The sequence below is a fragment of the [Bacillus] enclensis genome (assembly GCF_001456935.1).
Classification (GTDB): Bacteria; Bacillota; Bacilli; order Bacillales; family Bacillaceae_B; genus Rossellomorea; species Rossellomorea enclensis.
In genome coordinates this window covers 13142-35250 of record NZ_KQ758489.1, presented here as the reverse complement: position 1 = coordinate 35250, position 22109 = coordinate 13142, and the positions used below count along the sequence as shown (strand labels likewise).

The following is a 22109-nucleotide window of genomic DNA, read 5'->3' as shown; positions in this document are numbered from 1 at the left end:
CCAATCATTCGTCGATATCAAGCTTTTTCTTCCCTTCAGAAGGATTGAATCGTGTGGATTTATTTGTCCTCAGAAATGAAGGGCGGTCTGGCTGCTTGAAAAATGGAAACCGTATGAGAGCGTCCTTCAGATCCGTTAAACGCGGCGGGTATAAAGGCTCCAGGAATGGCCGTCCGAGTGAGGTCAGATTCATCAGATGCCCCAGCAGGAAACAGAAACAGAAAACAATCCCAAGCAGCCCCCAAATCTGGGCAAATAGCAAAAACGGAAAGCGCAGAATCCGGATCGTATTACCCATCCGGTAAACAGGTGTCGTAAATGAAGCCAGTGCGGCAAGGGCAACAAGGATCAGCAGGACATTACTCGTAAGGCCTGCTTCAACCGATGCCGTCCCGATGACGATACCGCCAACGATACCGATTGTCTGGCCGACCTTCGTCGGAAGTCGGGCCCCTGCCTCCCGCAGCAGCTCTATGGTTAGTTCAAGGAACAGTGCCTCGAGTATCGGAGGCAGCGGGATTTCCTGCCTCGATGTGACGAGGGTCGCCATCAAGTCCTTCGGTATCAGCTCATAATGATATGTAAGGGCTGCTACATAGATCGGCGTGATCAGGATCGAGAAGGCAACCGAAAATACCCGTACAAGACGGAAGAAGGATGCGACTATAAAATTAAGAAAATAATCTTCATATGCGTTGAAAAATTCAACAAGCGTGGTCGGCCCGATCAGTGCATGAGGCGACCCATCCACCAGTATGGCAATTTTCCCTTCAATTAAAACGGATGCGACACGGTCCGGCCGCTCCGAATCAAGAAGCAGTGGAAATGGTGATAAGGTATTATCCGAGATCAGCTGTTCAATGAACGAACTGTCCATAATCTGATCGAAATCGATGGCATCCAACCGCTGCCGGACCGTGTTTACATTCGCTTCATCTGCGAGACCATCCAGGTAAAGGAGGGCGATTCTTGTATGAGTGATGGTGCCGACACTCATTTCTTCCACCGTTAACTCCTTTACAGGAACTCGTTTACGAAGGAGGTTCAGGTTGTCGCTGAGTGATTCGACGAAAGCCTCTTTGGGTCCTACGACACTGAATTCGACTTCCGGCTGTGACACTTTGCGGCCCATTTCATTTTTGGTCGCAATGAAGGCGAATTTTCGATGGGAATGATCCATGGTCACCATGGTATATCCATTCAGCAGTTTCTGTTCGATGACGGCTTCATCTTCTGAAATTTGGATATCAACTATCGGGACGATCTTTTTCAGATCGTCAAGGTCATTGAACCCCTTTGACAGTACATAAGGAAGAACATCTTCCTGCAGAATTTTCCCATCAATCAGTGTCGTGAAAAAATGGAGGCAGAACTTCACCCCTGTAAAGGGATTCAGATAAAAGGTATGTTGGTAATCAGCCGATTTTTCCAGAGATAAGTTGATGTTTTTAAAAGATGGCTTCTTTTTGCTTCCAGCATTATTGTTATTTTTAAAGAAAGAAAACATAGGGATCCCTCATGTTCGTCTTGGTGTATTCACTAGTGTTTCCGAAAAAGGGAGAATTATGAAAAGATGAAGGGTCGGAGGGAGGGATTTTTAAGAAGATACGTTTTTCTGTACCGCTATTGATTTCCGCGCAAGATTTCGCTTTCCGCGGGTGACCCGTGAGTGTCCTGATATGAATGAAACCGTTAAGAAATTGACCCACGCAGAATTGGGTTATGTTTTTAGGCAACCTTAATTAGAGAAGCTCTTTTTGACTTCTCAACTTATTTGATTCCATTCATCACCGCAATTGATTTCCGTGCAAAACTTCGCTTTCCGCAGGCGGTTGGTGAGCCTCCTCTTAATTTCCAGTGGGGAACTGTCCAGCTGCAGGGCTTATAGAGGCACTTGACATAAGTCAAACCTCCCAAGAAGGCAAAGAACGCCTTCGTGGCCGATTCGCCTTATGCAGCAAAGCCCTTCCGCATTTCTGTTAGGAGTCTACGTTTTGCTCTCCAATCAATAGCTGGAACCGGTTTTGAATTTGGATAAGTCTAGACATTTCCATCCTGAATAAATGGATTGAAACTTATTATAGTTCTTCTTGATCCTCCTTTTTCTTTGATGGAACAGAAGGTAAGAACACGGCACGAAGGCAGACTCTGATATTCGTGAGTTTTCACATTTTATCTTTCCGTATAAAGGTCCGATCCACTAACTCGGAACGCGAGTAAATTTATTTAGATATATCACACAGGAGGGACTTGGATTTTCCTTTCCGGTTTTACTCTTTGCCTTCGTACCTATTCTCAGGCTCCTAGGATACATAAGAAAATCACTTTCTTAAACACAAAAAAGACCAGGGAATGATCCCTGATCTCTTCATTACTCTTACTTATTGCTCCAGGAAGAACTTTTCGATGTCGTCGAGCATTTCATTTGCTGCGATTACGCCGCCTGCAGTGTTCCAGATTGCGTCGCTTACTTCGTATACTTTACCAGCTTTGGCTGCTTCAAGGTTTTTGAACAGTGGATCATTGATCCATTCTTCTGCCAGTTTGTTCGCTTCGCCGTCTCCTGTTTCATATGTGAAGTAGAAGAGGACATCCCCGTCCATTGCAGGGATCCGTTCTTTTGTTACGCCTTTTTCGGCAAAGTCATCTTTATCCTGTTCAGCAGGGCGGGCGAATCCTAATTGATCCAGGATGACACCTGAGAATGAATCTTTGTGGTAGATGCGGACGTCGCCTGCCAGGAATCGTACCATTGACACTTCCTGGTTCAGCTTATCGCCGAGTTTGCCTTTCAGGTCCTCGATGCGCTGATCGTATTCAGCCAAAACCTCTTTCCCTTTTTCTTCTTTGTTCAATGCTTTTGCATAAAGTTCGAAGTTTTCCTTCCAGTTGCCTTTAAGTGTTTCAGACATGACAGTCGGAGCGATTTCTTTCAATTGATTGTACTGCTCTTCCTGACGGAGTTTCGTACCGATGATCAGATCCGGCTGAAGCTTTGCGATTGCTTCGATGTTCAATTCACTTTCGGTCCCTACAACTTCAACGTCTTTCATATCGTCAGCGATGTGATCATACCAAGGGTCGCCAGTCCATGATTGGACGGCGCCGACAGGAGTGACACCCATTGCAAGAAGTGCTTCTGTACCTTCATTTGTCAGGATGACCACCTTTTCAGGAGTCCCTTTAATTTCAGTCTTACCCATAGCGTGTTCTACTGTGTATGTTTCTTCTTTTTTGTCATCTTTACTTGCTGATGACTCTTTTTCTTCCTCTTTGTTCCCGCAGGCTGCCAGGAAAAGAAGGGAAGCGATCAGCAGTAAAGTGAGTAAACTTCTTACTTTCATATGTATGAATCCTCCTAAAAATAGTTTGATTGATAACGATTATCATTTACAAACCTTATCATAATTGAGAAGGTTTTCATTGTCAACAACTAATTGATAATGATTTTCAAAGTCATTGACTGCGCTCCCAATCTTCTCTAAAATAGGAAGTGAATAAGAAGGAATCATTTTAACCATTACGTAAACTGTGACCTGAAAGGTAAACATATGATTAAAACGCAAAAACAGTTCATTATATTTCTAGGGACGCTTTTCATCCTTATTTTATGTATCGGGATGAGTATCGTCTATGGCTATACGGAAACATCCTGGAAGACGGCACTTGAGTCATTTGTGAATCCGGACCAATCCACGGAACATCTGGTCCTGCAGACAATCCGTCTTCCAAGGGCGCTCATCGCTGCCGTTGTAGGGGCTTCACTCGCCATTTCCGGGGTGCTCATGCAGACCTTGACGAAGAATCCACTTGCATCACCGGGCATTTTCGGAATCAACGCCGGTGGAGGTTTCATGGTGGTGGTCGCCGTGACCATGTTCGGTGTCACAGACCTCCAGACGTTCACTTGGCTTTCGTTCTTCGGGGCGGGGATTGCCGCTTTTGGCGTATATGCGATCAGTGCTGCGGGAAACAACGGCCTTACACCGATGAAGCTTACCCTTGCAGGGGCTGCGATTACAGCGATGTTCTCGTCCTTTACGCAAGGCCTGCTCGTACTTGATGAATCGGCTCTTGAACAGGTTCTGTTCTGGCTTGCCGGTTCGGTACAGGGCAGGAAGCTGGAAATCTTGACAGGGGTTTTCCCTTACATCCTGACAGGGTGGATCGGGGCGCTCATACTCGCAGGCAAAATGAATATATTAGCAATGGGTGAGGACGTAGCAAAGGGACTGGGGTTGAAAACCAACCTCATCAAGTTCCTGGCGCTATTGATCGTCGTCCTCTTAGCAGGCGGTTCCGTCGCGATTGCCGGACCGATCGGATTCATCGGCATTGTCATTCCTCATCTGGCCAGGAAGTTGATAGGAGTCGATCACAAATGGCTCATCCCTTACGCAGGTTTACTGGGCGCGGTCCTTCTTCTGACTGCAGATATAGCTGCACGCTACATCATCATGCCCCAGGAAGTTCCTGTCGGGGTGATGACCGCTGTCATCGGTGCCCCATTCTTTGTGTATGTGGCCAGGAAGGGGTTCTAAAATGAATAGATTCATAGGAAAACGCTGGTTTAAAGATAGAATATCTTTTTTGATCGATATGTCCGCATTAAAAAAAGTGACGGTACTTGGTGTGTTGACTGTCCTTGTATTGATAGTCAGTACCGGGATAGGGGATATGAAGATCGCCCCGTGGGATGTGGTCAGTGTGTTTTTTGGAGGCGGAACGGGCCTTGAGCAGCTCGTCGTGAAATCGTTCCGTCTGCCGCGGATCATCATCGCGCTCCTTGCGGGGATGGCGCTTGCAGTTGCCGGCGGCATTTTGCAGGGAATGATCAGAAATCCGCTTGCTTCTCCGGATATCATCGGGATCACCGGCGGAGCGGGAGCGGCGGTCGTCGCATTTTTGACGATTTTCAGTAATGAGGACGGCACACTGCCGGTCAGCATCCAGTGGATGCCGGTCGCTGCTTTCATAGGGGCAGCCGTTGTCGCTTTCCTCGTTTATTTTCTTGCCTGGAGAAAAGGAGTCTCGCCAGTCAGGCTCGTTTTGATCGGTATCGGGATTTCAGCCTTGACCCAGGCAATCACAACACTGTTGATGATCATGGGTCCCATCTACAGGGCCAGCCAGGCAAATATCTGGATCACCGGTACTGTAAACGGGTCGGACTGGCAGGATGTGTCGATCCTCCTTCCATGGAGCATCGTGTTCATCCTGATCAGCTTTTTTATCACACGTCAATTGAATATCCAGGAACTTGGTGAAGAACTGGCCAAGGGAGTAGGAGGTAATGTACAGAGACAGCGGTTCTTCCTGCTTCTGATGGCGACAGTTTTGGTAGGCGGAGCGGTTTCCTTTGCAGGGGGGATCGGCTTTGTCGGTTTGATGGCCCCTCATATGGCGAGGAGGATGGTAGGCTCGTCATACGGCGCATTGCTTCCGGCTTCTGCTCTCATTGGCGGGATCCTGGTGATGCTCGCTGACCTGATCGGCCGGACGCTTTTCCTGCCCCTCGAGGTTCCTGCCGGAGTGTTCACCGCCGCAATCGGTGCACCGTATTTTATCTATCTTCTATTTAAAACAAGAAATTCTTAAGGAGTTGGCTGCGTAATGAGCATGCTTGAAACGAAAGACTTAACCCTGGCTTATGGTGAAAGGATAATCATCGATGAACTGAATATTGACATTCCCAAAGGGGAAATCACCGTATTCATCGGAGGGAACGGATGCGGGAAGTCGACATTGCTCCGCTCCATCGCGCGTTTATTGAAGCCGAAGCAGGGGTCTGTCCTCTTAGAAGGCGATGCCATTGCCAAGCTGTCCACCAAAGAAGTTGCGCGTAAGATGGCGATCCTTCCGCAATCGCCGACGGCTCCTGAGGGACTCACGGTGCTCCAGCTGGTGAAACAGGGGAGATACCCGCATCAGACCTGGCTCAAACAATGGTCCCATAAAGATGAGGAAATCGTCCAGAATGCACTGAAGGCAACAAAAATGGAAGAACTGCAGCACCGCAAAGTCGATGAATTGTCGGGCGGCCAGCGCCAGCGAGCCTGGATCGCGCTCACACTTGCCCAGGATACAGACATCATCCTGCTGGATGAGCCGACCACGTATTTGGATATGACCCATCAGATTGAAATTCTCGATCTGCTGTTTGAATTAAATGAAACGGAAGAGCGCACGATCGTCATGGTCCTTCACGATTTGAATCTTGCCTGCCGCTACGCGCACAATATCGTGGCCATCCGGGACCAAAAGATTTATGCACAGGGGAAACCTGAATCAATCATCAGCTGCCAGTTGGTGAAGAATGTCTTTGATATGGACTGCCAGGTGACAAGCGATCCATTATTCGGAACGCCGCTCTGCATTCCGTTCGGAAAAGGCAGATGCATCCTCAATTCTATTGGTGAGCCGGTATGAGGCCTGCTTCACTGACTGAAGAACAGTGGGCATTGCTTGAGCAGTACCGCTTTTTGAAGGGGATCCCGTCTGGTTCGGGCGGCACTGAAGCATCGGGGCTTCTTTTTGATGAAGGGAAGATGGTCCGCTATCTTGAAGACAGGTTCGCCCTGATGGGATCCAGCGAGTTGAAGACAGCCGGATCCCTTTTCATGAAGCGGTATGCGTTTGTCGCAGCGCTCGGGATGCTCGCTGCAACCTGCTGGAACAGGAAATTGAATCTGTCACCAGGCAATCTTGTGCTTGTCGATTACGTAAATGACAATGGGTTGTGGCTCCCTCGAATTCATCTGAAAGATCCAAGTGTCTGGGAATTTACTTCCCCTGCTGAAAAAGATGAATTTATCCATTCCCTGTTCTCGGGGCATCTTGATAAAATGGTCGGCGTGTTGAAACGCTCGGTTAAGCTGCCGGATCTGATCCTGTGGGAAAATGTTGCGGTCTATCTTTTCTGGATTTATGAAAATGAAGCATTTACCTCAGAAAGGGATCAGAAGCAGCATGATTTTGCCCAATTACTAAGCGACGAGAACAGCAGGTGGTTCGGTGAATATAAGAAGAATCCTTTGAAGGAATATTATACTGAAAAAGTAAAAGTTGAAGGTGTGGACGATGAAATCCGGGTCCGGAAGACATGCTGTTATTCCTACCGACTGGAGAACGGCGAACAATTCCGCTGTAAGACCTGTCCGCAGACGTGCAAGGTGAAGCGGACGGTTTGCGAATCAAACTAAACTGGAGGTGCTGAATAGCATGAGCGAATTTCAGAAACAATTTGATGCACTCCTTGATAAATACACAGAGCTTCTCATCGGCGACACGTCCCCTGAGAAAAAAGAAATGGTGACCCAATATGCACTCTACTCTTTCGTCGCCAAACAAATGCCGGCACTCGTGAAGCACTGGAACTCACTGTATCCCGACGGCAAAGAAGAAATGAAGAAAATCATCGGTGAGATCAAAGAGCTGAACGAGGCTCATCGTGAGGAAATGAACCGGAAGAAGAAGGATGAATAGATGATTTTTAGCTGATAGGTGTTGAAAGTGCCCTGGGAGGGGTGCTTTTTTTGTGGGTTGGTATGTGGATGCGGCGGGGGAGGGTGTGTTGTTTTGGGTAAGCGGGTGCGGGAATGCGGATGCGTTGCCCATAAAGAAAATTCGACAAATTGCTTGAAAAACGGGGAAAGTGGCTCGTATTTCAGAAAAGTGGCTCGTAAATTTGAAAAGTGGACTGTATTTTTAAAAAGTGGCTTGTAAATCCGAAAAGTGGCACGTATTTTACACACCAGCCGAATACTTCGGGGAAAGACAGGGTGGTTTTTATAAAAATGAGTCAATTTCTCTTCAATTCAACGGGAATCCTGCCAAAATCTATAGTAAACCGGGCACGACGAGGTCCATTTCCCCCCTCCATGCAACAAGCTCTACCCTAAAATAAGCCCGGCTCCTATTCTTCCTTCAATGCTGCAAGAGTCCACCCAATCAGCCCGTCCCATTCATCCGGGCGCACCAACAAAAAAGCGGTCCCATAAAAGAGACCGCCGTATCTAAAAAAAACTATTGAAGCTGTCCGCCTGCACCTGTACCGTATGGGAACTGGGAAGAGTACTGCTGGTGCTGCTGATAGGACTGCTGGATTTTCTGGCTGTCGGCTGCTTCGAGCTTGTACCAGCCTTTGCGGAACATTTCATTGTACAGTTCGCGCTGGGCGTTCTGTGTTTCGTTGAAGATTGTAAGCAGATCCTGATACAATGCCTGGTGGCTTGCTTCATTAAGTGCCGTGCAGTATGAAGCGGTCATGTATTTTTCGTGAGACAGCACGTCTGTGATGAAATCACGGTCATTCATTTGCGGAGTGGATGGGACCTGCGTCTGCGGGTTTTGGATCTTCTGCTGATTTTGGTTTTGCTGATTCATGCGAGTTTAGTCTCCTTTCTACATCATGCCCTGATTAGTAGTTGTTGTGTTCAAGTGTGCCAGCAATTGCTCATAATGGCGCTGATGCATCTGTCCGCACTTATCCAGTTCTGCTCTGATTTCCTGGTCCTGGCACTGGGTAGCTGCAAAATGGCATTTCTTCATAGCCGTCAAATTCCATGCAAGCATATCATTCAAATAAAGTGAATCCTTCGTCGTTAACATCTGAGGGGGCTGCGCATATGCCTGCTGCTGGCTGCCCTGTTGAGGTTGCTGCTGCATAAATAATTCCTCCTTAAAAATAAGTATTTTGACCTAATATATGTTTTGGAAATAAAACCATGCTGAGCTCCAACAACCGTTATTGTGCCTTTTTTCATGCAGGTTATGCACCTTCAACAAATTTCGATAATATTCTACTAAGAAAGTAACAAAAGTATATTCAAAACGTTTAATAGGTGATAAAATGTTGGTAAACAGAATACTACAAGAAATCTTTTCTTTTTATCAAAAAAGAAAACGTTTTCATAGTATGACATATATGTTCTTTTCAGGGAGGTAGCAACATGGAGCAAGCAATGCGTAATTTCTTTTTATTCCTTTCTAAAAATAAACCGATCACTAAAATGGCCAAAAAGTACGGCCTGCGTTTCGGAGCGGCCAGATTTGTCGCAGGTTCTTCAATAGATCAAGCGGTAGAGGTCATTCGTGAATTGAATAAACAGAATCTTGTGGTAACAATTGACTATTTGGGTGAGTTTGTCGATAACGTCGAGGAAGCCAACCAAATGGCACTTGAATGTGTAGAAGCGGTCCGTGCGATCGGGAGGGAGAAGCTGCGTTCCCAGTTATCACTCAAACTGACATCAATGGGACTTGATCTCCAGGAGGATGTTGTAACGAAGAACATGAGGATGATCCTTGAAGAAGCGAAGAAACACGATGTATTCGTGACGATCGATATGGAGGATTACTCACGCTGCGAGAAGACGCTCGAGATCTTCAAGACATTGAAATCGGAATATGACAATATTGGTACAGTCATTCAGGCCTACCTTTACAGAACAGAGAAGGATATGGAAGAACTTAACGCCTACTCCCCAAATCTGCGTCTTGTAAAAGGTGCTTATAAAGAGTCGTCGAAAGTTGCATTTCCTGAGAAAAAAGATGTTGATGAAAACTTCAAGAAAATCATCAAGATGCATATGCTGAACGGTAATTATACGGCGATCGCGACACACGATGATAAAATCATCGATTATACTAAGAAGCTTGCTGAAGAACATAACATCCCGCGTGATCAGTTCGAATTCCAGATGCTCTTTGGAATCTGCGTGGAGCGTCAGCGTGAATTGGTGCAGGAAGGCTACAAAATGCGGGTGTATGTCCCTTATGGCACTGACTGGTATGGCTATTTCATGAGACGTCTCGCCGAGCGTCCGGCAAACGTGGCATTTGTTTTGAAAGGTGTCATGAAAAACAAATAAAGGCTGTTTTCTAAAAGATTGTCGCTTTTCGTTAATAGACTTATAACCTTATTGCAGCTTGTGGTCGTGCTCTTTTCGAATTCAATCTTCAACAAGAGACGGACGGACAACTCGAAAATACCCAAGTTCCGGTATTTTCTTGGTTGTGAAGCAACAAAGTATAAGAAGAGAGCCTTAATAATAATGGAAAACTCCACGGACCTATTTGTGGAGTTTTTATTTTTTTAATATTCATAAATATAAAGGTGCATTAATTGTGACTTAATTCACAATGTAGTATAATCAAACATAACTTACACTTTCTACGAGGCGATTAAATGGATTTTTCTATCGAAAATGTTTCATTCCTTCTTGCACTCCTGCTTCTGATCGGCGTCCTTTTTGCCAAGTTTTCCTCAAGTCTTGGCGTACCATCTCTTGTTCTCTTCATTGCTGTCGGAATGCTCCTGAATACATATTTTTTCTTTGATAATGCTCATATCACTCAATTCATCGGTACAATCGCACTTATCATCATCTTATTCGAAGGCGGACTCCAGACGAAATGGAGCAATATAAAGGGTGTGTATAAGCCTTCATTATCACTTGCCACGATCGGGGTGCTCGTGACGACCCTGTCCATTGGAGTGGCCGCAAAATATATCCTCGACCTGAGCTGGCTTGAGGGTATGCTGTTTGGTGCCATTGTCGGGTCCACTGATGCTGCAGCCGTTTTCTCGGTGTTGGGCAATAAAAACATCAAGCCGAAAATTTCCGCCACACTGGAGGCTGAGTCGGGCAGCAACGATCCAATGGCGATCTTCCTGACTGTGGCATTCCTCCAGCTCATCCAATTCCCGAATTCCAATCCGTTCAATCTAGTCCTGGATTTTTTCTGGCAGATGGGGATGGGGGCCTTGTTCGGAGTCTTGTTCGGACTCGCTTCCATTTGGATCATCAACCGGATCAACCTTGATTCTTCCGGTTTATATCCGGTGCTCTCTGTATCATTGGCCATTCTTACTTATTCACTGACCACCATTGCCGGTGCCAGCGGCCTGCTTGCCGTCTATGTGATGGCCATCCTTGTAGGGAACGGAGAACTGACCTACAGGCAGTCCATCATACGGTTCAATGAAGGTTTTGCATGGATGCTGCAGATCGTCATGTTCATCCTCCTGGGTCTGCTTGTTTTTCCACAGCACCTGCCGGGAATCGCGCTCCAGGGCATCATATTATCGGTTCTCCTCATCTTTGTAGCCCGTCCGCTTGGTGTCTATATAGCCCTTGCGTTCGGTAAAAGCTTCAATATGAAAGAAAAATTCTTCATATCCTGGGCCGGCCTGAAGGGGGCCGTTCCAATCGTACTTGCCACCTTCCCGATGGTGGCGGGGATTGAAAACAGTGAAATCATCTTCAATGTGGTGTTCTTCGTCGTCCTTTTATCCGCTTTGGTTCAAGGGGCAACGATCACCCCGCTTGCGAATTATCTCAAGCTTGCCGGAAAGGACCGTCCGCCGCTTGCTCACACGATTGAACTTGTTAGCATCGGTAAGACCAATAATGAAATGATCGAAGTCCACATCAATGACGAAGCATTCATCACCGGTAAAGCCATAAAGGAGATCGAACTCCCTAAAAAGACCCTGATTTCTGCAGTCATCCGGAAAAATGACCTCATCACCCCAACAGGGGATACCATCATCAAGGCAGACGATACGCTGTATGTGCTTGCAAGTAAAAGTCAACGGAAGCATATTCATCAGCTGTTGAATGCAAAGAAAGACTCTGACGGCGCGGCCGGCGGGCCCGTGAAAGATATTGAGGAACTGAACCAGGTTGAATCAGGTGACGTTCTTGAAGAAGAGAGTCAAGATGAAGTAAGCAGCTCAAGTCAAGAGGGGCTTCATATAGAGAATACTGAGAGTGGCAGATCAGCCGAAGCGTCTAAAGAAAACGATGAAAAAAATGCGTCGGATGTAAATGACGAAACTCCACCGGAATCCGAAACGGAATCGAAAAACAGCATAATAAAAAAGGACCTGTAGCAGGTCCTTTTTTGTTATGCCTTCATTTTCACCTCATGGCGGTGGAATAAGAATCCGAACAGGGAGGCAAGCACCTGCTGGAAGAGCATGCCGATCACAACCGGAACGGCAACGGCAGCAGGGAAGTACTGAACGGCGATGACCGCCCCGGCACTGATGTTTCTCATCCCTCCGGTGAATAACAGGCTTGCTTTCGTATCCCTCGTTTGCTTCAGCAAGGTACCGAGGAGCCATGCGAGGGCGAATCCTGAAAAGGCGATGAATAAAACCGTTAAAGCAATCAGTAATAATTTCAAGCTGATATGTCTTAAATAAGGTGCAACAGCAGATGAGTTGATTGCGACAACGACCCCGATCCCTATTTTGGAAAAAGGGGACAATTGTTTTCCCAATGTGTCCTTGATGCTTCCTTTCGTAAGGTGATTTAACAGCATCCCGATCAGCGACGGAATCACAACCATCCAGAGGAGGCCGGCCATAATGCTCCAGCTGTCCATCTCCACCTTTTGTCCGACAATTAGAGAAAGGCTGGCCGGGACGATGAATGGGGAAAGGATCGTATCCACGAGGATGATCGACAGTGCAAGACCGATATTCCCCTTATAAATGGTGACCCAGACAAAGCTCGTGATCCCGGTTGGAATGACCATAGCGAGCAGAAGCCCCGTCACTGTGAGCCCGTCTTCGGGAAACACGATGCTTCCCATCCCGAACGCCCACAGCGGCATCAATATATGAAGAATGAATAGGGAAGTCAGAAGCGGTAGCGGGAATGTAACGGCCCGTTTGACGGAATGAAAATTAGAGCTCAATGAGCCTGAAAAAGTCATAATTGCGAAAACCCACGGGACCATGAACGTCAAAGGAGATAAATAAGGAGAGAACAAGACACCGATCAATACGGCAGACGGCGTTATGAAAGGCATGAGCTTCTCCAATTTTTTATTTAATACCTGCAGCATCGTAACGCTCCCATACATATAATAGAATAATAGAATCATCATATCATTTTTCGGCTTGTCTTTTCCTGGAATTTGTTTGGTGAAAAGAAAAACGACCGCTCCGGGGAAGAAGGGTCGTTTTCGGGTACAGATTATTCGGTTGGGACAGCCACTTTAGCAACAGCTTTCCTTTCAAAAAGCTGTTCGAATATCGGATATAGATATTGGACGACGAATCCTAACAGGACCGTGACCAGGATAGTGCCGATTCCGATATCTCCCCTGAATAAGAAAGCAAGTGTCAACGCAAATCCTTCAGACAGGATCCGCGAGTTTCTAAGATTCAGGCCGAAACGGGTATGGATTGCCACCATCAGCGTGTCCATAGGACTTGCAGGGAATTTAGCCTGGAGATAGATAGCTACACCTAGCCCCACTGTCAGGATGCCGAATCCAAGCGCAATGAATTGATTGATCAGCATGGATGGAGCAAATTCAGCCAATACGATCAACAGCCAGAAATCAATCAATAGTCCGATCACAAAGATCGTTGCCGTTGCCAGGATATCCGGGCGTTTCTTCATGATGACGGCATTGAGGGCGATCAACACAATCCCATTGATGAATACCGCCGTACCGACCGTGATCCCGAACATCCTGGATTGACCGACGGCCAGCGCATCCCAGGCAGAAGCCCCGAGCCCCGATTTAATGATAAGGGAAACCCCCAGCGTCAAAATGAATAATCCTATAGTAAAAAATAACGATCTGCGCATCATCATCGTATGTCATTCTCCTTGTCTGTAAACGTTATCAAAAATAAGCAGGCTGCCAGCCTTACCGCCAAGAGAAAAGTAAGAGGTCTGACAACCTGATGCAATACTATTAGTTTACTTTATAATGTACGAGGAATCAAAGTTAATTTTTGCATTTGGATGTATGTAGGGACAGGTAGAAGAATTTATCGGGGGGATGGGGGTTGCAGCGTGAATTCCATTTATTTCAAAAAACATCGTATAATAGAATAAATTCAGCTTAAATGAAAATTTGTCAGCATATATCGGAAAAAGTCAGCATAAAATGAATTTTTTCAGCATAAATCTAAAAAAGTCAGCATAAAACGAAAACGTCCGTAAAAACCCGGTCAGCTAGGTCGAGGTCGCAAGTACGTTCCACCGGTCGAACTACAGCCATTCAGCTCATGAAAATCCATGCTGAATACTCACAGGCACCCCTAATGATGCCTGTGACCATCCATTATTGCTTCTTGAATTGATTGTTCTGACTGTTTACTTTTCCGCCGCCGTCAGCTTCAACTGTCGGGCCGGCATTTCCTTTTACACTGGCTGCGCTGACGCCTGCCCTTGAAGGATCCTTTTTGCGTTTTGCCATGAAAAACACCTCCATTCTTAAAATGTCCTGATGGCGGGGAGTTTATGACATGAACATATGGGAGGGGGCCAAGGAATTGGAGCCACTTCAGAAAAACTGAAAAAATTTCACAATTTTAAACGTTTAAATATTGCGATATTTTAGAATATCCGATATATTATAGATAACAGAAACTCATTCGGATCTTTTTTTTGAAGAAAAAATGAATGAGTATTCATTCAAAGTTGTCCGGACCTGACGAATCAGGCCGGTTATCCAATGAAACACAGTGCAAACAAAGGGGGAGAACACATTGACGCACAGAATTCAAAAAGCTGCAGTATTGGGATCGGGAGTAATGGGATCCGGGATTGCGGCACATTTAGCGAACATCGGTATTCCAACACTATTATTAGACATCGTCCCGCGTGAATTGACAGAAGAAGATAAAGCGAAGGGTTTGACAACAGAAAGCAATGCGTTTCGCAATCGCATGAGTGAAAACGCCTTAAAAAAGCTCCTTAAACAAAAACCTGCTCCACTCACTTCCAAACAAAACTTATCGCTGATCACAGCCGGTAACTTTGAAGACGACATGGAGAAAATCAGCGAGTGCGACTGGGTCATCGAGGTCGTCGTTGAAAATCTGGACATTAAAAAGAAAGTATTTGAACAGGTTGAACAACATCGTAAGCCTGGCAGCATCATCAGCTCCAATACATCAGGTATTTCAATCGAAGCGATGGCGGAAGGCCGTTCGGAGGATTTCCAGAAGAACTTCCTCGGAACCCACTTCTTCAACCCGCCTCGTTACCTGAAACTTCTTGAAGTCATCCCGACTAAGAAGACCGATCGTGACGTAGTGGACTTCATGAAAACATTCGGTGAAGATGCACTCGGGAAGGGCGTCGTCTTTGCAAAAGATACACCGAACTTCATTGCAAACCGAATCGGGACATACGGCCTTCTTGTGACCGTACAGGAAATGCTCAAAGGCGGATACAGCGTAGGTGAGGTAGATTCCATCACAGGCCCGTTAATCGGCAGACCGAAGAGTGCAACGTTCAGGACGCTTGACGTCGTTGGTCTGGATACGTTCGCTCACGTGGCGAAAAATGTCTATGACCAAGTGGACGGGGACGAGAAGAAGGTATTCGAAGTACCGGCATTCATGCAGAAGATGCTTGATAACGGCTGGCTTGGAAGCAAGAGCGGCCAGGGATTCTTCCTGAAGCAGGGGAAAGAAATCCTTGAACTGGACCCGGAAACTTTGGAATACGGGCCGCGTAAAAAGCTGAAGACCGCTTCTGTAGAAATGAGCAAGAATGAAAAGGGACTCCGGAATAAAATCAAGTCCCTCGCCTATGCGAAAGATAAAGCAGGTTCCCTTCTTTGGAACATCCTGTCCCCGGTGCTTACTTATTCCGCGCAGCTGCACGGTGAAATCGCTGATGATATCGTGGCGATCGACCGCGCCATGAAATGGGGATTCGGCTGGGAGCTTGGACCGTTTGAAACTTGGGATAGCATCGGGGTTGAAAGATCCGTTACACGAATGAAAGAAGAAGGCGTGACCGTACCTCAGTGGGTGGAAGACATGCTCGAGGCTGGCCATACGCATTTTTATAAAGAAGAAGAGGGAGAGCTGTATTTCTACCATAATGGTGAATACAAGCTTGTAGAGCGTAACCCGAAAGTGATCGACTTGAAGCTGTTGAAAAAGCAAGGCAAGCTTCTCAAGAAAAATTCAGGTGCAAGCCTGATCGATATCGGGGACGGTGTCGCACTCCTTGAATTCCATTCTCCTAACAACGCAATCGGATTGGATATCATCCAGATGATCAACTACGCGGTTGATGAAGTAGAGAAGAATTTCAAAGGTCTGGTCATCGGAAACCAGGCCAAGAACTTCTGTGTAGGTGCCAACCTCGCGATGATCCTGATGGAAGCGCAGGATGACAACGTATTTGAAATTGATATGGTCGTCCGTCACTTCCAGCAGGCGATGATGAAAGTCAAATATTCCACTAAACCGGTCGTTGCTGCACCATTCGGCATGACGCTCGGCGGCGGAAGTGAAGTCTGCCTGCCGGCTGCACATATTCAGTCAAGCATGGAAACTTATATGGGGCTTGTGGAAGTCGGAGTCGGCCTGATCCCGGGCGGAGGCGGAAACAAAGAACTTTATATGAAACATCTGGCGAACCTTCCGAATGGAGTGGAATTCGACCTTCAGAAAGTAGCGAATAAAGTATTCGAAACGATCGCCATGGCAAAAGTGTCGACCTCAGGCGATGAAGCAAGGGAAAACAACTTCCTCAGCAAGGCTGACGGTGTGAGTGTGAACGGCGATCATTTATTATATGATGCGAAACAGGCTGCGATCGCCCTCTATGAGAGCGGGTATAAAGCACCGATTCGCAAGAAAGTCCCGGTAACAGGCGAAACGGGATACGGTACGCTTTTACTGGGAGCACAATCCATGTATCAATCAGGATTCATCTCAGAACACGACCTTTTGATCGCCAAGAAGCTGGCGTACGTGATCGCCGGCGGAAAAGTGCCGTTCGGGACAGAAGTCGATGAACAGTATTTATTGGATCTTGAAAGGGAAGCATTCCTGAGCCTGATCGCTCAGCCGAAATCACAGCAAAGAATGCAGCACATGCTTGTCAAAGGGAAACCATTACGCAACTAATCATATAAAACCAATCCAGAAAGCGGGGGAACATCATGCGTGAAGCAGTCATAGTGGCTGGTGCCAGAACACCAGTCGGAAGATCAAGAAAAGGGTCACTTGCAGGTGTCAGACCGGATGACCTTGGTGCCCTGGTCGTTAAAGAAACATTGAAACGCGCGGGAAATTATGAAGGAAATATCGACGATCTGATCATCGGATGCGCGATGCCGGAAGCGGAACAGGGCCTCAACATGGCAAGGAATATCGGAGGCCTTGCAGGGCTTCCGAGCTCGGTTCCTGCCATTACGATCAACCGTTACTGCTCATCAGGCTTGCAGTCAATCGCCTATGCAGCCGAGAAAATCATGCTGGGCCATTCCGACACGGCGATTGCTGGCGGAGCGGAATCGATGAGTCTTGTCCCAATGATGGGGCACGTCGTACGCCCGAATGCTAAGCTTGCTGAAACGGCTCCACAGTACTACATGAGCATGGGCCATACGGCAGAAGAAGTGGCGCAGAAATTCGGCGTATCACGTGAAGACCAGGATGAATTTGCAGTGAGGAGCCACCAGAAAGCAGCAAAAGCGATAGCCGAAGGAAAATTCGACGATGAAATCGTGCCGGTAGATGTGGTCCAGCGTTCTGTGAATGCTGAGAACAAACTGGTAGAAAAGACGTTCCAATTTGCAAAAGATGAAGGAGTACGTGCTGGAACCAATTCACAGGTACTTGGCAAACTGCGCCCAGCCTTCAATGTAAAAGGGTCTGTCACTGCAGGGAACTCGTCTCAAACAAGTGACGGGGCTGCAGCAGTGATGGTCATGGACCGTGAAAAAGCAGACGGCCTCGGCTTGCAGCCGATGGCGAAGTTCAGAAGCTTTGCCGTAGCAGGGGTGCCGCCTGAAATCATGGGAATCGGTCCTGTCGAAGCGATTCCCCGTGCACTGAAGATGGCAGGTCTTGAGCTGTCTGATATCGGCCTGTTCGAACTGAACGAAGCATTCGCTTCACAGTCGATCCAGGTCATCCGCCAGCTTGGCCTTGATGAAGACAAAGTGAACGTAAACGGCGGTGCGATCGCACTCGGTCACCCGCTTGGATGCACAGGTGCAAAACTGACCCTGTCACTCGTCCACGAAATGAAACGCCGCAACCAGCAATTCGGCATCGTCACCATGTGCATCGGCGGCGGAATGGGAGCAGCCGGGGTGTTTGAACTAATTGGTTAAGAGAATGAAGATATCGAATTTTAAATCGTTTATTTTCATGGAGCTTAATTGGATTTAAATGGATCTAGCTGTTGATTGGAGTGGAAGACGAAGACTTTGCGGGAAGAGTAGCTTATGTGAGACTTGTCCAGCTCCGGCGGCTAGCCCCTCGAGGTCATAAGCTAAATAGGCAAAAAAGGCAAAAAGCGCCTTTTCAGCCTATTCATCTTATGCTTGTCGGAGCTGAATGAGCCGCCTCCGCTTTTCTAACCCGCAGGAGCGAAGTAACGAGGCTCACGGGCTACCCGCGGAAAGCGAAGTCTTCCACGGAAATCAACAGCGGTGTTTATTGAACCTTTCAAAAAAACGTTAAGGGGATGTCAATAATGGCAAATCAAACTGATAAATTGATTAAGGGTGGAAGTTTTTTAATCGAAGATGTGAGCTTTGATCAAGTATTCACACCTGAAGAATATTCAGACGAACAAAAAATGATCGCGAAAACCACTGAAGATTATGTCTTGAATGAAGTGGTACCGGTCATCGACAATCTTGAAAACCACGAATTCGATCATTCTGTACGCTTATTGAAAGAAGCAGGAGAACTTGGTCTCCTTGGAGCGGATGTACCTGAAGAGTACGGCGGACTAGGTCTAGATAAAGTAAGTTCTGCGTTAATCGCTGAAAAAATGTCCCGTGCAGGCGGTTTCTCCATCTCCCACGGTGCCCATGTCGGAATCGGTTCACTTCCGATCGTCCTTTTCGGTAACGAAGATCAAAAGCAAAAGTACCTTCCTGCGCTTGCAACAGGTGAAAAGCTTGCGGCGTATGCATTGACGGAGCCGGGGTCAGGTTCGGATGCACTTGGTGCAAAGACGACAGCGAAACTGAACGAAGCGGGCACGCACTATATTTTAAATGGTGAAAAGCAATGGATTACAAACTCTGCATTCGCTGATGTATTCGTTGTATATGCGAAAATCGACGGCGAGCATTTCTCGGCGTTCATCGTTGAAAAAGATTATCCAGGCGTATCGACAGGACCGGAAGAAAAGAAAATGGGAATCAAGAGTTCTTCCACACGTACATTGATCCTGGAAGATGCTGAAATTCCAGTAGAGAACCTTCTCGGCCAGGCAGGAAAAGGGCATATCATCGCCTTCAATATCCTGAATATCGGGCGTTACAAGCTTGGTGTAGGTGCAGTCGGTGCAAGTAAGCGTGCGTTTGAAGTGACGGTTCAATACACAAATCAGCGCCAGCAATTCAAGACACCGATTTCTTCTTTCAACCTGACAAAAGAAAAATTGGCGACAATGGCAGCGAAATTGTACGCAGCCGAAAGCTCCGTATACCGTACTGTAGGATTATTCGAAGACCGCATGAGCAAGCTTACGGATGAAGAAGTGAAAAATGGAACGGAAGTGGCGAAGTCGATCGCTGAATATGCCATCGAGTGTTCATTGAATAAATTCTTCGCGACGGAAGTGCTGGATTATGTTGTCGATGAAGGCGTCCAGCTTCACGGCGGATATGGCTTCATGCAGGAATATGAGATTGAAAGAATGTACCGCGATTCCCGAATCAACCGTATCTTCGAAGGAACGAATGAAATCAACCGCCTTCTTGTACCGGGCACATACCTTCGTAAAGCAATGAAAGGTGAACTGCCGCTGCTGCAGAAAGCTCAGGCTCTTCAGGAAGAACTGATGATGCTTATGCCTGAAGAAGTGGGCGACGAGCCGCTGGCACAAGAGAAGTATCTTGTGAAAAATGCGAAGAAGATCGGCTTGATGCTTGCTGGATTAGCAGCTCAGAAGTTCGGAAAGGCACTCGAAAAAGAGCAGGAAATCCTTGTGAACATCGCGGATATCGTATCAAACGCTTATGCAATGGAATCCGTTGTCCTTCGTACAGAAAAAGCGCTTGAGAAGGGCGGAGCTGAAAAAGCGAAGCAAAAACTTCTTTACACGCAAATCTTCTGTCAGGAAGCGTTCAATGAAATCGAAGCACATGCAAAAGAAACCCTTGTCGCAACCGAACAGGGTGACACTCTGCGCATGATGCTCTCAGCGCTCCGTAAATTCACGCGCCACACACCGATCAACGTGATCGCAGTGAAACGTGAAGCATCTGAAAAGCTGGTTGACGCTGAGAAGTACGTAGTTTGATAAGTGAATTTTTATAAGAGAAACGGACCTCCGATCGGCGGGGGTCCGTTTTTTGTATTGGATGGAAGTTAGTAGTTCTTCAAGAGTACAGGCCACTTACCTATTTTCTTGACTTAACGCTTGATCGTAATTATTATATGTTTAAACGTTTAAACATAACAACATAAAATAAAGGTGGCTGCCAAAATGAATAACAAAACAGTTCTGATCACTGGGGCATCAAGCGGAATCGGCCTTAGCTTCAGTCATAAATTTGCACAAGACGGACATGATGTAGTCCTTGTCGCCCGCAGTAAGGATAAGCTTCTATCACTTGCTGAGGAATTAGAGGGGAAATACAGTGTCAAGGCACATGTAATCGATGGAGACTTAGCCAAAACAGGAGCTTCCAATTCTATATACGAACAGGTTACTGCGAAAGGCATTGAAGTTGATACGCTGATCAACAATGCCGGTTTCGGCTTGTTCGGAGAATTCGAACAGACAGAAATAAGTAAAGAAGTCGATATGATACAAGTAAATATAACCGCTCTGACCGAGCTCAGTAAGTATTTTGGCAAAGAGATGGTAAAGCGGAAACAAGGACAGATCCTGAACGTCGCTTCTACCGCAGCTTTCCAGCCTGGTCCGTTAATGGCCGTCTATTATGCAACCAAGGCTTACGTCCTTTCATTCTCAGAGGCCCTTGCGAATGAATGGGAATCTCATGGAGTAGAAGTTATGGCTCTTTGCCCGGGTGCAACCTCTACAGGGTTTAAAGATGCAGCAGACCTTCAACAGTCAAAACTTTTTCAGTCAGGGGTCATGACTGTTGAGGAAGTAGTCGATGAAGCTTACAAAAAAATGACCCAAAAGAAGGTTGTCATCATACCGGGAGCGAAGAATAGATTGCTTGCAGGATCTATCCGATTCCTCCCGCGCAGGATGGTCACAAAGTTTGTGCGCAAAGTCCAGGAACGGATATAATAATAGCGGAAAGAAAGAGAAGGGTGAACATTATGGGGCAAAAAGCCATTGTATTATTCCGTGCTTGCACACCTTTATTTCAAGCATTAAGCGACTCTTACAGGCAGGATATCATTGTCCTCCTCGCCGATAAAGAACCTCTGACTGTCAACGAAATCACTGAGCATCTCACACTTTCAAGGCCTGCTGTTTCGCATCACTTAAAGATACTTAGGGATCAGAAGCTTGTGTCCATGGAGCAGAAAGGGACTCAGCGCTTTTATTCGCTTGAGCTTGATCATGCGGCTGCACTGCTTAAAGAGCTTGTAGGGACAATTGAAAATCATTGCGAATAAACCTTCTGTAAAAGAAGGAAAATAACGAAGTCTGTCGAATGTAGTCTAGTGGAAGAGATGAAGCCTTCCTTCGTGAAAAGACGGAAGGCAATCTATATGGTTTAAGCAGAAGAAAACCGGACAGGAATCGAAAGGTGGTGGTAATATGTCATTGTCATTTTACTCATATCCGAAATGCGGTACATGCCGCAAAGCCAAGAAATGGCTTGAAGACAATAACGCTGACTTTAATGAAATACATATCGTTGAAAATCCCCCGTCTAAGGAAGAACTGAAAAGCCTTTACGAAAAAAGCGGCATGCCGTTGAAAAAGTTCTTTAATACAAGCGGGAAAAAGTATCGAGAGCTTGGATTGAAGGATAAAGTGAATACTGCTTCCGACGAAGAACTGCTTGAGATCCTTTCTTCAGACGGGATGCTCATCAAACGTCCAATCACGACTGACGGCTCAAAAGTGACTGTTGGATACAAGGAAGAAACGTTTGAAGAAACATGGAAATAGATCCCTGTCAGGACGGAGTTGGAAGGTTCTGTA

The 22109-nt window shown here is 46.6% G+C and carries 20 protein-coding genes; 13 read left to right on the top strand and 7 right to left on the bottom strand.

All coding sequences use genetic code 11. The annotated features are described in order from the left end of the window. Positions 1-4: 4 nt before the first annotated feature. Positions 5-1507 (bottom strand): spore germination protein, encoded by a 1503-nt coding sequence (locus AS034_RS19520; RefSeq protein ID WP_058299836.1) that lies wholly within the window; start codon positions 1505-1507, stop codon positions 5-7. An 874-nt stretch (positions 1508-2381) separates the two neighbouring features. Further along, positions 2382-3344, bottom strand: coding sequence for an ABC transporter substrate-binding protein (locus tag AS034_RS19515; RefSeq protein WP_058299835.1), 963 nt, complete (start codon positions 3342-3344; stop codon positions 2382-2384). Positions 3345-3551: 207 nt separating this feature from the next. Here AS034_RS19515 and AS034_RS19510 point away from each other — a divergent pair, with 207 nt between their 5' ends. From AS034_RS19510 to AS034_RS19490, 5 genes are read left to right on the top strand one after another with little or no spacing between them, the layout of a single operon-like run. Continuing rightward, positions 3552-4541: a FecCD family ABC transporter permease gene (locus AS034_RS19510; RefSeq protein WP_058299834.1), complete on the top strand. Its 990-nt coding sequence runs from the start codon at positions 3552-3554 to the stop codon at positions 4539-4541. Position 4542: 1 nt separating this feature from the next. Further along, complete coding sequence (locus AS034_RS19505) at positions 4543-5598, top strand: FecCD family ABC transporter permease (protein ID WP_058299833.1); 1056 nt, start codon at positions 4543-4545, stop codon at positions 5596-5598. A 15-nt stretch (positions 5599-5613) separates the two neighbouring features. Beyond that, positions 5614-6429 (top strand): ABC transporter ATP-binding protein, encoded by an 816-nt coding sequence (locus AS034_RS19500; protein ID WP_058299832.1) that lies wholly within the window; start codon positions 5614-5616, stop codon positions 6427-6429. Beyond that, the gene (locus AS034_RS19495) at positions 6426-7202 is read left to right on the top strand and encodes an IucA/IucC family C-terminal-domain containing protein (RefSeq protein WP_058299831.1); all 777 of its coding nucleotides are present in this window, start codon (positions 6426-6428) and stop codon (positions 7200-7202) included. Before AS034_RS19500 ends, AS034_RS19495 begins: the two co-directional genes overlap by 4 nt. Positions 7203-7221: 19 nt before the next feature. Further along, complete coding sequence (locus tag AS034_RS19490; protein ID WP_032086521.1) at positions 7222-7485, top strand: DUF2573 family protein; 264 nt, start codon at positions 7222-7224, stop codon at positions 7483-7485. Positions 7486-8025: 540 nt separating this feature from the next. Here AS034_RS19490 and AS034_RS19485 read toward each other — a convergent pair. Then, complete coding sequence (locus AS034_RS19485) at positions 8026-8385, bottom strand: spore coat protein (protein WP_058299830.1); 360 nt, start codon at positions 8383-8385, stop codon at positions 8026-8028. Between the two features lie 18 nt (positions 8386-8403). After that, positions 8404-8667 (bottom strand): hypothetical protein, encoded by a 264-nt coding sequence (locus AS034_RS19480; protein ID WP_058299829.1) that lies wholly within the window; start codon positions 8665-8667, stop codon positions 8404-8406. 284 nt (positions 8668-8951) lie between these two features. Between AS034_RS19480 and AS034_RS19475 the strand changes: the two genes are divergently transcribed. After that, a complete protein-coding gene (locus AS034_RS19475) occupies positions 8952-9872 on the top strand; it encodes a proline dehydrogenase family protein (protein WP_032086518.1) in 921 nt (306 codons plus the stop codon). Positions 9873-10189: 317 nt separating this feature from the next. Further along, positions 10190-11899, top strand: coding sequence for a potassium/proton antiporter (locus AS034_RS19470; RefSeq protein WP_074440090.1), 1710 nt, complete (start codon positions 10190-10192; stop codon positions 11897-11899). Between the two features lie 14 nt (positions 11900-11913). On the opposite strand, the gene AS034_RS19465 is transcribed toward AS034_RS19470, so the two are convergent. The 3 genes from AS034_RS19465 to AS034_RS22515 all read right to left on the bottom strand — a co-directional run bounded on the left by AS034_RS19465 (position 11914) and on the right by AS034_RS22515 (position 14232). Continuing rightward, positions 11914-12861, bottom strand: coding sequence for a bile acid:sodium symporter family protein (locus AS034_RS19465; protein WP_032086517.1), 948 nt, complete (start codon positions 12859-12861; stop codon positions 11914-11916). A 131-nt stretch (positions 12862-12992) separates the two neighbouring features. Continuing rightward, on the bottom strand, positions 12993-13622 hold the full coding sequence (locus AS034_RS19460; protein WP_232353722.1) for a YczE/YyaS/YitT family protein: 630 nt from the start codon (positions 13620-13622) through the stop codon (positions 12993-12995). Positions 13623-14097: 475 nt separating this feature from the next. Then, positions 14098-14232, bottom strand: coding sequence for a YuzL family protein (locus AS034_RS22515; RefSeq protein ID WP_074440089.1), 135 nt, complete (start codon positions 14230-14232; stop codon positions 14098-14100). A 292-nt stretch (positions 14233-14524) separates the two neighbouring features. On the opposite strand from AS034_RS22515, the gene AS034_RS19455 reads away from it, so the two are divergent. The 6 genes from AS034_RS19455 to AS034_RS19430 all read left to right on the top strand — a co-directional run bounded on the left by AS034_RS19455 (position 14525) and on the right by AS034_RS19430 (position 22076). Further along, positions 14525-16909 (top strand): 3-hydroxyacyl-CoA dehydrogenase/enoyl-CoA hydratase family protein, encoded by a 2385-nt coding sequence (locus tag AS034_RS19455; RefSeq protein WP_074440088.1) that lies wholly within the window; start codon positions 14525-14527, stop codon positions 16907-16909. A 35-nt stretch (positions 16910-16944) separates the two neighbouring features. Further along, entirely contained in the window at positions 16945-18123 is a 1179-nt protein-coding gene (locus tag AS034_RS19450) for an acetyl-CoA C-acetyltransferase (protein ID WP_032086515.1), read from the top strand. Positions 18124-18488: 365 nt separating this feature from the next. Continuing rightward, entirely contained in the window at positions 18489-20273 is a 1785-nt protein-coding gene (locus AS034_RS19445) for an acyl-CoA dehydrogenase family protein (protein ID WP_058299828.1), read from the top strand. A 186-nt stretch (positions 20274-20459) separates the two neighbouring features. Continuing rightward, positions 20460-21239: an SDR family NAD(P)-dependent oxidoreductase gene (locus AS034_RS19440; protein WP_058299827.1), complete on the top strand. Its 780-nt coding sequence runs from the start codon at positions 20460-20462 to the stop codon at positions 21237-21239. A 32-nt stretch (positions 21240-21271) separates the two neighbouring features. Beyond that, on the top strand, positions 21272-21574 hold the full coding sequence (locus AS034_RS19435) for an ArsR/SmtB family transcription factor (RefSeq protein ID WP_058299826.1): 303 nt from the start codon (positions 21272-21274) through the stop codon (positions 21572-21574). Between the two features lie 145 nt (positions 21575-21719). Continuing rightward, the gene (locus AS034_RS19430) at positions 21720-22076 is read left to right on the top strand and encodes an arsenate reductase family protein (RefSeq protein ID WP_058299825.1); all 357 of its coding nucleotides are present in this window, start codon (positions 21720-21722) and stop codon (positions 22074-22076) included. Positions 22077-22109: the final 33 nt, after the last annotated feature.

Coding starts and splice junctions, on each gene's coding strand:
- AS034_RS19520 (WP_058299836.1), bottom strand. CDS start 1,507: ATGTTTTCTTTCTTTAAAAATAACAATAATGCTGGAAGCAAAAAGAAG.
- AS034_RS19515 (WP_058299835.1), bottom strand. CDS start 3,344: ATGAAAGTAAGAAGTTTACTCACTTTACTGCTGATCGCTTCCCTTCTT.
- AS034_RS19510 (WP_058299834.1), top strand. CDS start 3,552: ATGATTAAAACGCAAAAACAGTTCATTATATTTCTAGGGACGCTTTTC.
- AS034_RS19505 (WP_058299833.1), top strand. CDS start 4,543: ATGAATAGATTCATAGGAAAACGCTGGTTTAAAGATAGAATATCTTTT.
- AS034_RS19500 (WP_058299832.1), top strand. CDS start 5,614: ATGAGCATGCTTGAAACGAAAGACTTAACCCTGGCTTATGGTGAAAGG.
- AS034_RS19495 (WP_058299831.1), top strand. CDS start 6,426: ATGAGGCCTGCTTCACTGACTGAAGAACAGTGGGCATTGCTTGAGCAG.
- AS034_RS19490 (WP_032086521.1), top strand. CDS start 7,222: ATGAGCGAATTTCAGAAACAATTTGATGCACTCCTTGATAAATACACA.
- AS034_RS19485 (WP_058299830.1), bottom strand. CDS start 8,385: ATGAATCAGCAAAACCAAAATCAGCAGAAGATCCAAAACCCGCAGACG.
- AS034_RS19480 (WP_058299829.1), bottom strand. CDS start 8,667: ATGCAGCAGCAACCTCAACAGGGCAGCCAGCAGCAGGCATATGCGCAG.
- AS034_RS19475 (WP_032086518.1), top strand. CDS start 8,952: ATGGAGCAAGCAATGCGTAATTTCTTTTTATTCCTTTCTAAAAATAAA.
- AS034_RS19470 (WP_074440090.1), top strand. CDS start 10,190: ATGGATTTTTCTATCGAAAATGTTTCATTCCTTCTTGCACTCCTGCTT.
- AS034_RS19465 (WP_032086517.1), bottom strand. CDS start 12,861: ATGCTGCAGGTATTAAATAAAAAATTGGAGAAGCTCATGCCTTTCATA.
- AS034_RS19460 (WP_232353722.1), bottom strand. CDS start 13,622: ATGATGATGCGCAGATCGTTATTTTTTACTATAGGATTATTCATTTTG.
- AS034_RS22515 (WP_074440089.1), bottom strand. CDS start 14,232: ATGGCAAAACGCAAAAAGGATCCTTCAAGGGCAGGCGTCAGCGCAGCC.
- AS034_RS19450 (WP_032086515.1), top strand. CDS start 16,945: ATGCGTGAAGCAGTCATAGTGGCTGGTGCCAGAACACCAGTCGGAAGA.
- AS034_RS19445 (WP_058299828.1), top strand. CDS start 18,489: ATGGCAAATCAAACTGATAAATTGATTAAGGGTGGAAGTTTTTTAATC.
- AS034_RS19440 (WP_058299827.1), top strand. CDS start 20,460: ATGAATAACAAAACAGTTCTGATCACTGGGGCATCAAGCGGAATCGGC.
- AS034_RS19435 (WP_058299826.1), top strand. CDS start 21,272: ATGGGGCAAAAAGCCATTGTATTATTCCGTGCTTGCACACCTTTATTT.
- AS034_RS19430 (WP_058299825.1), top strand. CDS start 21,720: ATGTCATTGTCATTTTACTCATATCCGAAATGCGGTACATGCCGCAAA.